This window comes from Neisseria sp. Ec49-e6-T10 (assembly GCF_051132615.1).
In the GTDB taxonomy this organism is placed as follows: domain Bacteria; phylum Pseudomonadota; class Gammaproteobacteria; order Burkholderiales; family Neisseriaceae.
The window spans coordinates 2,739,541-2,752,781 of the sequence record NZ_CP152375.1; the positions used below are offsets into that span (position 1 = coordinate 2,739,541).

At 34.5% G+C, this 13,241-nt stretch carries 11 protein-coding genes; 6 read left to right on the top strand and 5 right to left on the bottom strand.

Annotated elements, in window-relative coordinates; translation table 11 throughout:
• From AADH04_RS13690 to AADH04_RS13700, 3 genes are all read left to right on the top strand, one after another.
• Entirely contained in the window at positions 1–381 is a 381-nt protein-coding gene (locus tag AADH04_RS13690) for a RidA family protein (protein ID WP_434777828.1), read from the top strand.
• 171 nt (positions 382–552) lie between these two features.
• Positions 553–1,125 (top strand): hypothetical protein, encoded by a 573-nt coding sequence (locus AADH04_RS13695; RefSeq protein WP_434777829.1) that lies wholly within the window; start codon positions 553–555, stop codon positions 1,123–1,125.
• A gap of 157 nt (positions 1,126–1,282) precedes the next feature.
• Entirely contained in the window at positions 1,283–1,675 is a 393-nt protein-coding gene (locus AADH04_RS13700; RefSeq protein ID WP_434777830.1) for a YidB family protein, read from the top strand.
• A 681-nt stretch (positions 1,676–2,356) separates the two neighbouring features.
• Here AADH04_RS13700 and acuI read toward each other — a convergent pair.
• Entirely contained in the window at positions 2,357–3,352 is a 996-nt protein-coding gene (acuI, locus tag AADH04_RS13705) for an acrylyl-CoA reductase (NADPH) (protein WP_434777831.1), read from the bottom strand.
• A 4-nt stretch (positions 3,353–3,356) separates the two neighbouring features.
• The gene (locus AADH04_RS13710) at positions 3,357–3,935 is read right to left on the bottom strand and encodes a flavin reductase family protein (RefSeq protein ID WP_434777832.1); all 579 of its coding nucleotides are present in this window, start codon (positions 3,933–3,935) and stop codon (positions 3,357–3,359) included.
• A 639-nt stretch (positions 3,936–4,574) separates the two neighbouring features.
• Here AADH04_RS13710 and AADH04_RS13715 point away from each other — a divergent pair.
• Positions 4,575–7,265, top strand: coding sequence for an autotransporter outer membrane beta-barrel domain-containing protein (locus AADH04_RS13715; protein WP_434777833.1), 2,691 nt, complete (start codon positions 4,575–4,577; stop codon positions 7,263–7,265).
• 62 nt (positions 7,266–7,327) lie between these two features.
• Here AADH04_RS13715 and AADH04_RS13720 read toward each other — a convergent pair whose 3' ends face one another.
• Positions 7,328–7,771: a DUF411 domain-containing protein gene (locus tag AADH04_RS13720; RefSeq protein WP_434777834.1), complete on the bottom strand. Its 444-nt coding sequence runs from the start codon at positions 7,769–7,771 to the stop codon at positions 7,328–7,330.
• Positions 7,772–7,905: 134 nt separating this feature from the next.
• Here AADH04_RS13720 and AADH04_RS13725 point away from each other — a divergent pair, with 134 nt between their 5' ends.
• On the top strand, positions 7,906–9,312 hold the full coding sequence (locus AADH04_RS13725; RefSeq protein ID WP_434777835.1) for a PLP-dependent aminotransferase family protein: 1,407 nt from the start codon (positions 7,906–7,908) through the stop codon (positions 9,310–9,312).
• 135 nt (positions 9,313–9,447) lie between these two features.
• Positions 9,448–10,869, top strand: a complete 1,422-nt coding sequence (gene ccoG, locus AADH04_RS13730) for a cytochrome c oxidase accessory protein CcoG (protein ID WP_434777836.1) — start codon at positions 9,448–9,450, stop codon at positions 10,867–10,869.
• Positions 10,870–10,874: 5 nt separating this feature from the next.
• On the opposite strand, the gene focA is transcribed toward ccoG, so the two are convergent.
• The gene (gene focA / locus AADH04_RS13735; protein ID WP_434777837.1) at positions 10,875–11,738 is read right to left on the bottom strand and encodes a formate transporter FocA; all 864 of its coding nucleotides are present in this window, start codon (positions 11,736–11,738) and stop codon (positions 10,875–10,877) included.
• A 174-nt stretch (positions 11,739–11,912) separates the two neighbouring features.
• A complete protein-coding gene (locus tag AADH04_RS13740; protein WP_434777838.1) occupies positions 11,913–12,815 on the bottom strand; it encodes a replication initiator protein A in 903 nt (300 codons plus the stop codon).
• Positions 12,816–13,241 lie beyond the last annotated feature (426 nt).

Here is a 13,241-nt window from a genome sequence, read left to right on the forward strand (position 1 = left end):
ATGTCAAAACAAATCATACATACAGACAAAGCCCCTGCTGCTATTGGTGCATATTCACAAGCTGTTAAAGCGGGTAATACTGTTTATGTCTCAGGCCAAATTCCTTTAAACCCAGAAACAATGGAAATTGTTTCTGGTGATTTTGCACAGCAAACACAACAGGTTTTTAAAAATTTACAAGCGGTTTTACAAGCGGCAGGTGGAGATTTTGATAAAGTAGTTAAGGTAAATGCTTTTTTAACAGATTTAAGCCATTTTGCGACGTTTAATGAAGTGATGAGTCAATATTTTTCTTTACCCTATCCAGCACGAGCTGCGATTGGGGTTGCTAGTCTACCAAAAGGTGCTTTAGTTGAAGTAGAGGCTATAATGGTTTTATAAGTTTGTTGTATTTTTTAGAAAGCATAATCCAGATATCATTTGGATTATGCTTTTTTTATGCCTTATGTCGTAAAAATGTTTACAATAGGCACACAGTTTTGATCAACATAAATTAAATTTATCTGCATGTCATTATTAAATGATCCGATATATTAAAGAGGCTAAAAATAAATGAATTCTTTAAATAAAAATTTTTTAGGGCTAATAGTCACTTGTCTTTTTTTTGTAAGCGCTTGTGATCAAAAAGAGACTCCTAAACAAGAAAATCAGGTTAGTTCTTCTACTGTAATTGGTGATCAAGGTAATGTTGTTGTTTCAGAGCCTACAGGGGTGGAGCAACAACAGAACACAATTGGTTCTAAGCAACCAGCTAATTTATCTTCAGCATTGCAACAATTGCAATTAGAAGTAGACAAAATTAAGGCTGAAAATAAATTTCCTCTAAAGTTAGCTAATGATTTAAGTTTGGATAGTGTTGATTTTTATGTTTCACAAACACCAATTATTAAATATGAATATACTTATTTAAATGTTTTGTCTTCTAATGTACAAAATATTGAAAAAGTGAAAGCACAAAAAATAGATATAGCCAGGCAATTATTAAAAAATATGTGTGCAAACCCTCAGTCAGATATATTGAAAAAAGAAGGTGTTTTATTAGAGTATCGATATAAAACCAAAGATCAAAAAGAGCTTATCCACTTTCTTTTAGATTTAAATAAGAGTTGTCCAAAAGGGAAATAAAATATTTTTGAGTAAAAATAATAAATTGATTAGTTTTTTTTATCTGTTTTTATGTTATTGGTAAAATTTTCTTGATAAAAAGAAAGGTTTTGTTATACTAAAAAGCAAGCAGTACAATACAATAAACACACAAATTATCAAGAAAAGGCGGTGAATAATGGGACTACTTGATCAGCTTGGCTCTCTTTTAGGAAAAGACCAAGGCAATTTTACTCAAATTTTACAATGGGCGGAGCAACAAGGTGGTTTGACTGGCCTTTTAGAAAAATTTCGTCAAGGCGGCTTAGAAAATATTGTTCAGTCTTGGATTGGCAATGGCACAAATTTACCTATCTCTGCTGAGCAAATTCAACAGGTTCTTGGTACAGATGCGATTCAAAATCTAGCTTCAAAAATAGGGGTTAATCCTACTGAAGCATCTGAAACATTATCAAAATACTTACCTGATATTGTTCATCAGCTCACACCGGATGGTAATGAGTCAACTTTATCAGAAGCAAAAAATTTATTGGCCAGTGGTTTGGATTTTTTGAAAAACAAAATAGGGTAAGTATGACTTTATAATTAAAAAAGCTGCTGTTTTAGCAGCTTTTTTGTCTTTAATTAACTTTGAATAGTGACAATTTGATGCATAAATTGTTTATCTTGGGCAATATAAAGATTGTTTGAGCGGCATCATGTCTAGATAAATAAGCGTTTTTTGTTAAGTCGGTTCAGAGAGTATTGAATACTGATATGTAGGCTTCCTATTGTTTAAGCCACAAGGGCGAACAATCTTGGGGTTTTTTCCATTTGTTTTTATAAAAGCCACAAAAAACACAATGGTTGATACAAAATGGGATATTAATATAGACCAATGATTGATGGGGTAAAGGTGTATCCAATATATCAGCCCATATGCTTTGCCATTGTTCGGCAGCAATAAATGTATTTCTCCATATAGGTATTAATCGATTGCCTTTGGGTAAAAACATCAGTTACAACATCATTTGGCAGAATAAGATTAATCGCTGAAAAGGGCACGAATATATCTTTTGAAATAATTCTTTTTATTATTATGGAAAAAATATTATTTTTATATATATGATAATTATTTTTGTTTGATGAAAAAAAAATTTAGAACACAAATAGGTGATTGCATAAGTTTTTTTGAAGGAAGAAATTTTTATTGTTTGAAGTGGGTAAGAAAGCATTCGAAAAGGAATGCTTTTTTACAATAAGTTTTTATTGTTTATTGGTTGACATCAACAACAAAACGACCTTTAACTTGACCTGCCATAATATTTTTGGCCTTATCAAAAGATTGAGATAGGGTAATGGTTTGTGCAATATCATCTAATAAAGTTAAATCCAAATGTTCAGCTAAAAATGCCCATGCTTGTAGACGAGCTTGTTTTGGTGCCATGACACTGTCTATACCTGCTAAGGTGATGCCTCTTAGAATAAAAGGTGCCACATTGGCAGGAAAATCTAAGCCTTGTGCCAAACCGCATGCAGTTACGATACCCCCATAATAGGTTTGAGCACAGATATTGGCTAAAGTATGTGAACCACTGACATCAACGGCAGCCACCCATTGTTCTTTTTGTAGCGCTTTACCTGCTTGACTGAATGCTTGTCTATCAATAATGGTTGTGGCACCTAGCCGTTCTAAATAGGCTTTTTCTTGAGCTTTACCTGTGGTTGCAGTAATGTGGTAGCCATTTTTTGCCAATAGTGCAATGGCAATAGAACCTACACCACCTGTTGCGCCTGTGACTAATATAGAGCCATCGTTTGGTTTTACCCCGTGTTGCATGATTTTTAAGACACATAATGCAGCAGTATAACCTGCTGTACCTAAAGCTATTGCTTGCCAAACAGAAATTGGAGCAGGTAAGGGGATCAACCATTCTGATTTTAAGTATGCATATTGAGCCAAACACCCCCAATGAGTTTCACCAACCCCCCAACCATTTAATACCACTTTTTGGCCAATTTGAAACTGGTTATTTTTGCTTTCAACCACTGTTCCGACACCGTCTATTCCTGGAATCATCGGCCATTTTCGAACAACTGGGTTGCTATTGGTTAAGGCTAAGGCGTCTTTGTAATTAAGTGTGGAGTAATCAATTTTTATGAGCGTATCAGCATCTTGTTGCATCAATTCTTGCTGAGAAACTTGAGCGATACTTGCATTAAAAGGAAGGGTTTCACTTTTATTTAATATAATTGCATTAAAATTCATTGTATTAATCCTTAGGTAAAATATCTTCTGCTTGAAATGATTCACCAATGGCAAAAAAAGTACCACCCGCTTGATAGTGGATGGATTTGTCAGTATCTCTTTGTATATGCCAACGATTTTGATCAAATACGTTTGAGTTTGCCCAAGCAGCAGTGACATGTGCAATAAAAAGATCATGTTTTTGCTGATTTTCGTGTTCAAAAATAACCTGGCATTCTAAAACAGCAAGACAATCATTAATAATCGGTGCTTGAATGGTTTGCGCTGGTTGTATGCTTAAATTAAGTAAACTGAATTTATCAATATTTTTACCACAATGACTCCCCGCAGAGAGGGTTTGGTTGGCCAGTTTTTTTGATGGAACATGTAAAGCAAATTGGCCTGATTGTTCAATCAGCTCTCTACTGTATGCCGATTTATCGATCACAACAGCTATTTTAGGAGGAAAAAAATCAATAGGCATCGCCCAAGCTGCACTCATTACATTTTGTTTGCCTTTATCTGCACTGGTAATTAACACCGTTGGGCCATGATTCAGAAGTAAATATGATTTTTCTAAGGGAACAGCTTGATAGTGGCGCATGATTTTTTCCTTGTTGTTAGGAATGATTATATACAGTAATTTTAGGAAAATCTAAGTAATATATTATTTTTAATAAAATGATTGTTATATAAAATCAATACATCCTGGGTGTTTAGAGGAGTTTATTTCTATCGTATTTTTAGATAATAATTTCATCATACATTAATTGATTTATCTAGATATGATTGGTCATTATTTATTAATAATATTTAAATATAATATTTATTTTTGGTTCTGGTTGGAAAAATAAGATCATTATATTTTTTAATATTTTTAAATAAAATAAATATTTATCTGGTTTTATCTCATGGGTGTTGTCTTTTGGTGAATTTTTAATAGTTTTTTTATATTGATTGTTTATTATTTTTTTTGTCGTTTTTTAAGTGTTTGTATTTTATTGATAAAAATTTATATGGTTATTTGTTATATATAATTTGAATTTTATTTTTAAATTATAGGTTCAAAAGTATTTTTTTATTTCATAAAAATATCTTCAATATATAGAAAATATTGTTTTTAAAGGATTATTATTTTTTAATTTTATATGATTTGTATGTAAACAAAATAATTAAACTTTATAATATTATCAAAGTGTTTATTAGGTGTTCATTTAGGTGATGCACCATTGAGGATCGTATTATGAAATTTAAAAAGAACTTGATACAGGCAAATATAGCTTTATTGATCGGATTTGGCGTAAATTATGTTTATGCTGATGCTAATGTCCCATGTGGGGATGGTGCAACAATTATAGGAACAACTGTTTTTGGCGGGGGGTGGAGTCCATCTAATGTTTGTGGTAATAACGTCACTATAGAAACAACTGGGAGTAAAACAATTGGTGGTGGTAATGAGACAAACAATACCAATGGTATTTATTATGCAATGAATGGTAATAACGCGCCTTTTGTATTTGGTAATAACTTACGTGTGACTGTAAAAGGGAGGCATGTTGATGCCGTTAGAACAAATGGCACAAGTGATGCATCTGGCCCCCATATTATTAGTATCGGTAACAATGCTACATTAACTGCAATAGGTACTTCAAGTGATGCTATTAATGTCGCCCAAAGCCCAGGTGGAGGTTCTGGTGCTGGAAAAATTTTATTAGGCACAAATGCTGTAGTCTCATCTGAAGCAGGCACTGCTGTTCGGGTTAACCTTACCTCACAAGCTGGTCGGTATAACTTAGCTTATCTTGCTGAAGATGCAACAATTAGCACCAAGGCAAATGGTAGTAATAATATTGATACTATAGGTTATGCTGTATTTGCAGGCAATCGCGATAATGTATTGACAAATGGTACTGCACAAGGAACAGATGTCGTTGCTGTTATTGGTGTAAGAGCCAATATCTCCACGCAAGGAAGTAATGCTTATGCTGTTTATGCCAATAAAGGTGGCGTTATTCAGTTACAAGGTAGCTCAAATGATGCTTTAGGTGTCACAACGATTACCACCACAGGGCAAGGTGCTGATGCTCTTCGTGCAGAGAAAAAAATTACCGCTAATAATAATTATAATAATTTAGGTGGCACAATTGAATTAACAGGTGATACCACCATTATTGTTGATCAATCTTTAAACAATACTTTTGCTTTACATACCCTTGGAGAAGGTTCTCAAATTGTCTCTCAAGAAACCAATTTTTATACAGGCCTAGACAATAAATTATATGTTGGTACAGGTACGGGAGTAAATAGTGCAGATAAAACAACGACAGTAAAATCAGGGAAATTTTCTATAAAAGGCGATATGTTGGCAGAGTCAGGTTTAATTAACCTGAAAATGAATGATGGCTCTGAGTTTTATGGCAACACCTCCTTATCCCAATATACTTATTCAGATGGGCTGGGTGGTTCGCTTACAGATGCGAAAGGGCAAATTCATTTATCTATTTCTGGTACTAACAGTAAATGGCAAATGAGTAAAAGTTCAGAATTGACTACTTTAGATGTTTCTGGTGCAAAGGTTTATTTAGGTGACCAAACGATACCAATTAATGCATCTAATCAAGTAAATCTAACAATGCAAGACCTTAAAGGCAATAATGGTGAGTTTTTTGTGCGTACGGATATTGTCAGTTCTGACAATACATCACTAGTGAATGTCAGCGATAAAATTATTGTGACAGGTACTTCTTCTGGAAACCATAAAATATTTGTTAATGATCAGTCAACTGGTTCTGCCTCAGGGGATGAGATTGTTCGAGTTGCAGAAATTGCCGATGGGACAGCACAATTTACGCTATCTAATGTTAATGGTTATGTTGATATGGGCGCCTATAAATATGGGTTAGTAGAAGTAGATCCCGCATTAAGTACTGCTGAGAAACATTGGTATTTAAAGGCAGGTTCTTTTCCACCAGTAAACCCTCCTGTTAATCCACCTGTTACTCCCCCTCTAACAGAAACAGCCGACCATTCTATTAATATTTTGAATATTAATTACTTGTTAAGCAATATAGAAAACCAAACATTGCTACAACGCATGGGGGAACTACGTCAATCAGAAGGTTCTGAAGGAGATGTATGGGCGCGAGCCTTTACCGGTAAATTGGATTCTTTTGCGGATAATGTAGCACAAGGCTTTGATTTAGACTATACCGGTATTCAAATAGGTGCGGATAAGCTTTTTATTAGGGAGCAAGGTCATCTTTACTTAGGTGGGATGATCGGTACAACCAAAGCAGATGCCAATTATGATATTGGTGATGGGGATACCAAAAGTTACCATGCTGGGATGTACCTTACCTACAAAGGCAATAATGGCTTTTATATTGACGGTATTGCCAAATATGTTCATATGAAAAACAATTTTACTGCACAAACAGGTGGTGGGTACAAGGTAAAAGGTGGTGGCAATACTTCAGGGTATAGTGTGGGTATTGAAGCGGGCAAACGTTTTTATTTTGATCAACCTCAAACTGGCTGGTATATAGAGCCTCAGGCACAATTGACTTATTCACATCAAGACAGTGCAACAGTTGAAGCGTCTAATGGTTTAAAAACCGATTTAGATGGATTTGACTCAACCATAGGACGTATCAGTGCGATAATTGGCTACACTTTGGTTGAAGGAAATAATCCAATTGATGTGTATTTAAAAACAGGCTATATGAAAGAGTTTGATGGTAAAGCTGGTTATACTTTTAATCAGAGCAAAACAACTTACGCTAGGTATAAACTGAATGGTGATTGGTGGGATAATGGTATTGGTGTGAATACACAAATCAACAAAAATCATAATCTGTATATGGATCTGAATTACTCTGTTGGAAATAAATTTGATAAAGTACAGTTAAATGCTGGTTATCGTTACTCTTTTTAAATCCTTTTAGTTAATCAAAAGCCAGAGCATTTGTTCTGGCTTTTATTTTGTCAAGATTATGTTTATTCTACTAAAAACACGCCACGAGGATTACCCTTATGATCGAGTTTGACCACTTTTAAAATTCCTTTTTTCGCTGGCCCCATTCCAGGAGAGGTAGCTGGCATGCCTGGTAAAGCAATGCCTTTGATATCAGGTTGTTCTTTTAATAATTTTTGAATGGATGCAACAGGTACATGACCTTCTACAACATATTGACCAATTTGCATAGTATGGCAACTAGGTGCTTTGCTGGTACCCAGTTTAACTTGAACTGAACGCATATTGTCGTGATTAATGGTTTTGACATTAAAACCATTTTTTTGCAAATAATCTGCATAGGCTTCACAACAGCCACAAGTAGGGCTTTTATGAATGGTTGCTAAAACAGGTGCAGGTGCTGCAAATAAGGGTTGTGATGTCAAAAAGACTGTAGCAATAATGGTTGAGACAAACAAGCGGCTCATGTATCTTCTCCTGATAAAGAAAAAAGCAAAATAATGGATCATGTTTGCCATTATAATCAGGATAAAATGAATAATTAATGACCTATAAATGACAAATTTGTCATTTAGGTTTTTTTGGAACATAAATCAATCAAATGAAACGTTATGAAAAGCTTGCTGATGAAATCACCAATTTGATTCGTTCTGAGGTATTAAAAATTGGCGATAAAATTCCATCTGTGCGTCAAGCTTGTCAGACTTACCGGGTCAGCCCTTCAACTGTTTTTCAGGCTTATTATTTTTTAGAAAATAAAGGGCTTATTTTGGCTAAGGCTCGCTCTGGTTATTTTGTTCGTGATCATATGATTGATGTGTTGCAAGAGCCTGAGATATTCAGTAAAACCGCACATATTACCGACGTCAACATCAGTGAATTGGTTTTTTCGGTTTTGGATTTATTGCGCCATCCTCAAATTATTCCTTTTGGTTCTGCTTTTCCGAGCCCAGACTTATTTCCTTCAGAACGGTTAAGTAAAAGCATGACAAAAAGTTTAAAGCAATTGTCAACAAAAGCGATTATTAGCAGTATGACCGCAGGAGATCAACATTTACGCAGGCAAATTGCTGTTCGCTATATGAAAAATGCGGTTCCTGTTGATAAAGAAGAGTTGGTGATCACTAATGGTGCAATGGAGGCACTCAATTTATGTTTACAAGCTGTAACTGAACCGAATGATTTAGTGGCCATTGAAGCGCCTGCATTTTATGCGACTTTGCAATCTTTGGAACGTTTAAAACTCAAAGCTGTAGAAATCCCTGTACATCCTCGTGAAGGCATTGATTTAAATGTGTTAGAAGATGTTTTAGAGCGCCTCCCCATTAAAGCATGTTGGTTTATGAGTAATTTACATAATCCAATGGGGGCTTCTATGTCCGAGTCCAAAAAACAGCGTTTATCCGAACTTATTGAAAAATTTCAAATCCCTTTGATTGAAGATGATGTTTATGCAGAGCTTTATTATGATCAGCCTTTGAAACCTGTTAAGAGCTTTGATAAGAAGGGGTTGGTGATGCATTGTGGTTCATTTTCAAAATGCTTGGCACCAGGGTATCGAGTAGGTTGGGTGGCTGGTGGGCGTTATATGCAAAAGATCAACCAGTTGAAGTTAATGAGTTCAATTTCTCCTTCTGTACCTGCACAAGCGGCAATAGCTGATTATTTAGAGTATGGTGGATATGATCGTTATCTGCGTAAGTTACGTTATTTGTTGATGTCTCAACAAGATGCAATGTTAAGTGCTATTTCTCGTTATTTTCCAAAAAATGTGAAAGTGACCAAACCAAATGGCGGTTATTTTTTATGGGTTCAATGTCATGAAAAAGTAGATTCACTCTTACTTTTTAATGATGCATTAGCTCAAGGCATTAGCTTGGTACCTGGACCAATTTTTTCTGCAACCCATCATTTTCGACATTGTTTTCGTTTAAATTATGGTTACCCATGGTCAGAAGATTTTGAACAAGCAATGCAAACACTAGGTCAGTTATTACATCAATATTAAGCGTTTTAATTACATCTGATATGGTTTTATTTTAATTATCTGTATCTGTTATTGTTTTCGTGAGATGGTTTACCCTAATGTTTATTAATAAACAGCTTATTTGGTTGTTTGAATAACGGCAGGAGGAAACAGGGTATGGCGCAATTAGACACAACAGACAATAACACACATATTATTCAATTTTATGAACCACAAAAAAAGATTTACCCAAAAAAAACCAAAGGGCGATACAGCAATATCAGGTTGTTATTGGTCATTCTGACTCAGGCCTTTTTCTTTTTGGTTCCTTGGCTTAATTTAAATAATCGTCAGGCTTTTTTACTCGATATTATGGGGCAAAAGTTCTATATTTTTAATATCATTATTTGGCCTCAGGATTTGCTCTATTTAACGGGTATATTAATTTGTAGTGCTTTGGGCTTGTTTTGGTGGACAGCAATAGCTGGGCGCATATGGTGTGGTTATGCATGCCCTCAAACAGTCTACACACAAATTATGATTTGGTTTGATCGCTTATTCGAAGGAGACAGAGCCCAACAAATAAAATGGGCAAAAGCCCCTTGGGGAGGGCAAAAAATTGTTAGAAAAACCTTAAAATTAACCACTATTGTGTTTTTTTGTTTTTGGGTTGGTTTTACTTTTGTCGGGTTTTTTACGCCAATTCGAACATTATTTCAGAATTTATTGCATTTTAACTTAAGTTTGATGCAAATTGGTTGGTTGGTTTCGTATGGCTTTTTTACATTTTTGTTCGCTTATGCATTACGAGAACAAGTCTGTCGCCATATGTGCCCATATGCCCGTTTTCAAAGTGCAATGTTTGATGTGGACACTTTAATTGTTTCTTATGATGAAAAACGAGGTGAACCAAGAGGCGCACGTAAAAAAGGCAGCGATTTTCAAGCTCAAAATAAAGGCGCGTGTATTGATTGTACTTTGTGTGTTCAGGTTTGCCCTGCGGGAATTGATATTCGTGATGGATTACAGTATGAATGTATTGGTTGTGCCGTATGTATTGATGTTTGTAATGAAGTGATGGATAAAATGAATTATCCAAGAGGACTTATCCGTTACACCACTGAAGCAGCTTTAAAAAATGAATATCATAATGCTCATTTTGTTAAACGGCTTTTAAGGCCAAAAGTCACAGGCTATGGCATGATTTTACTGACGGTACTTGGACTAATGGTTTTTGCTGTGATTAACAGGGTACCTTATAAAGTGGATGTCGTTAAAGATCCTTCTGTTGTTGTGAGAGAAAATAATCAGGGATGGGCCGAAAACACTTATTTGCTTAAGTTTATGAATACATCAGAGCAAGCACAGTCATTTAATATTAAGGTATCTGGGTTTGATCAAATCGGTTTGGAGGGGGCTCCTGATGAGGTTATTGTTCCTTCGGGTCAACATTTTTCTTTGCCTGTACGTGTTGCTACCCCATGGGAGAATGCAACAGCAGGAAAGCATGATATTGTGTTTGAATTTACGACAACAAAAGGTTCTCAACCAATAGTTTTAAAAGAAAAAACCAGTTTTATTGGTGCAGAACCTTTTTGATGTTTTTAATGTTTAGTGGTTGGTTTTAAATTCAGACACCAAAATGATAAACCAACCATTAAGCCGCCAATAATATTACCAATGGTAACAGGAATAAGGTTTTTAACCATAAAATTATGTATGGTTAAATCAGCATATTGCTCAACAGAAATATTGGCTATTTGCCAAAATTCAGGTTGAGCATACGTTTTGATTAAAATCCCCATGGGGATCATAAACATATTGGCAATGCTGTGTTCAAAACCGCCAGCAACAAACATGGCTACGGGCAGCACCATAACAAAAAGCTTGTCAGTTAAAGTCTTTCCTGCCAGCGCCATCCAAGCGGCTAAACAGACCATCAAATTAGCTAATATACCTAGAAAGACAGCTTCTGTAAAAGAGTGGTGCAGTTTATGGGTGCTGATATTGAGGATATTCACTCCCCATTGACCGTTAGCGGACATATGTTGTCCTGCAAACCAAATAATAGCAACAAAAATTAAAGCGCCAATAAAGTTACCAACATAAACAAAGAACCAGTTTTTAAACATGCATGTCCAACTGATCTTTCCTGTGGCTTTTGGTACTGAAGTTAAGATAGTCGAAGTAAATAAATCTACACCGCATATAACGACAAGTGTTAAACCTAATGAAAAGCAGATGCCGCCAACAAGTTTAGCCATACCATAAGGCATGGTTGCAGATCCTGTTGTAACGGTTGTATAAAAGGCAAAAGCAATAGAGATAAAAACACCTGCAATAATAGATGAAACCAAGCAGGAAAAGAGTTTTTTCTGGGCTTTATAACAAAAAGCATTATCCGCTAGCTTTGCTGTATCAACGGGGGAAAGCATTGTCACATTATCTTGTGGGGCAGGTGAGCTCAAAACAATCTCCTTAATCAAATGGTAATTGTATAGTCATGTATAGTTAACTATTCTATTATAAGAAAAAAAGATAAAAGTTGCTTTTTATCAAGAAAATGATTTGATTTGAAAAAAGGAAAAGCATGATATGTATAAAATTGGGTGTAAATTTTTTAAATAGAAGATACTTATGTATTATATATGTTCTTTTGTCATAATAACATAATCTTTTTTTCGTGTTTCATTTAAAGCAAAAATTAAATCACGGATTTGAGTTTTATAGCCTCTGATCCCGACTCTATTATAAAAACAAACAGAGTCATTATCCTGATAATAACGAATTTGGTAGTCCGGTAAATTATTTTGTTTGACAACGGTTTTGATCGAACGTCTAAATTCCCTTAATGATGCAATACTGCCTGTAATGGTATATAAATCACGTAGAGAGACAGAATGTCTGGCTTGGTGTGCACAGCGTTTACAGGCTATCAGATACAATCGCCTTTCTAGAGGTTTTCTGAGGAAAAAATAGTCTTGGTGTATGGCGACTATTCGTTTGGCTAAAATGGCATTAAATAGCCAGTCAGGAAATACAACTTCAATGGCAATCATTTGATTTTTTTCATTTTTTATTTTACGCCAAGAATCTATTAAACAAATGGTTGTGGTGTATTCTTTAGACGGAATGTGAATGGTAATTTGGTTATCATTTAGACGTTGTAGCGATTCAAAAAGTTGCTGATAACAGTTGCCACTTGTGCGTCGATTGGTGGCAATTAAAAAGCTGTGTGCACTAAATTGAATAGCTGGATTTGTTAAGTGAAAAGATTTTGATTTTATTTGATTATAAAGCAAAGTGATCGCATAGTTCCAAATATCCATATCATAAATCCCGACACAGGCATGTTTTTTTGATTCTATTTTAATATTGATATTATGTTGATGCACATTTTGTCTTACTTTTGTTTGTGTCAGTTGCAAGGCAAAAACAGGAATGGAATGTGTGCTGTTTAGCAAATTTTTTGGCAGAGCATTGTTAATGTCTACTGTATAAAAATGACTTTGTCGGTACATTAATGAAGGGGCATTTTTGATCATGGTTCGCTCCGACTTCTTTTTCTCTATTATCGAAGATAGAGTATATTTATTCAGAATAATTACAAATTCATGTTTTTTTTATTGTGTGAATCATTAGTTAAAATATACATGTATATAATTAATTAATCAATTTTCTATTTGCAATCTACTTAAAATTTTATTTTTTTATATTATTTATATTCGTTGTTTTATACATAACATATCGTCATTTCATACACGCAAAATAAATCTTTATTTGTTTGGTATTAACATTGAGATGCTTTATAGACAATGCCTTTACTGTTTTTTTCTTTTGTTTAATAAAACCCATAAATATTTTTAATTAAGGTTTTTTATAAAGGTTAAGATAGTATTTTGCAAAAGAGATTCACTAATAATAAATTTAATTAGCATGTCTATACAGAATTTTTTAATAAGAAATTTTTA